At 33.4% G+C, this 806-nt stretch carries 1 protein-coding gene; it reads left to right on the plus strand.

Features of this window, described 5'->3' with window-relative positions; translation table 11 throughout:
• Positions 1 to 806: hypothetical protein (locus P5674_RS25410; protein WP_315670444.1), on the plus strand; the 806-nt coding region annotated here is incomplete at both ends.

Below are 806 nucleotides of genomic sequence, written 5' to 3' on the forward strand. Positions count from 1 at the left end.
TTTTATGACCCCCTTCAATGTGAATTTGAGAAAAATTTTATATTGGTATGGGAAGATATCACCCCTAGCTTATTAATTGAAAATGAGAATATGTTATCGCTTTTCAAGGTGTTAAACCGCAAAAATAGCCGAATAACCATCAGTAGTCAGACACCGGGAACTAACATGATTTTTAATGCTTTCGCTTTAAAGGTGATTAATTCAATACATCCATTGTGGACATTTTGGGAGTTAAACGAACTCAAAAGACGGATGTTTCCTATATGGTTTAAAAAACGAGAGACTATGACATCAGAGGAATATAGGGGGAATAGTTACGAGTTAAGTGATTTAAACGATGTAGAGGATATTACGCTTGATAAATTATCATCTCAATTAGAAATTTTCTGGAGAAATATCGATAACTGCAATCAATACAGCAAGGTCAAAAAACAACTACAGAAACACAAAAAAGATATCATTAACGCTAGGTTATCAAGTGAAATTATTGTCACCCATTCATTGATTTATCAATTATCTATCAATGAATCAATTAAACGCTTCAATGATTACTGGGATTTTGTTAATGAAAAAATCTTGACTATATCATCAGGTACTGAACAATTTTTAGACAGTTTTATCACTCAAAGTATTGAGGCAAAAATGAAACAAAACAACCAGGCAATTAACGCGGGATGTCCTGAGTTAACCGAGGTTGTAACTGATATCGACCCGAAAGCGTTAAAAGAAGCCATTGAGAGAGCTAAAACAGATGGATATCTTGATAGTCGCGTTAATGTTTCAGAGTTGACTAATCTAATGAAAAG

Source organism: Limnospira sp. PMC 289.06 (genome assembly GCF_032350395.1).
In the GTDB taxonomy this organism is placed as follows: Bacteria; Cyanobacteriota; Cyanobacteriia; order Cyanobacteriales; family Microcoleaceae; genus Limnospira; species Limnospira platensis.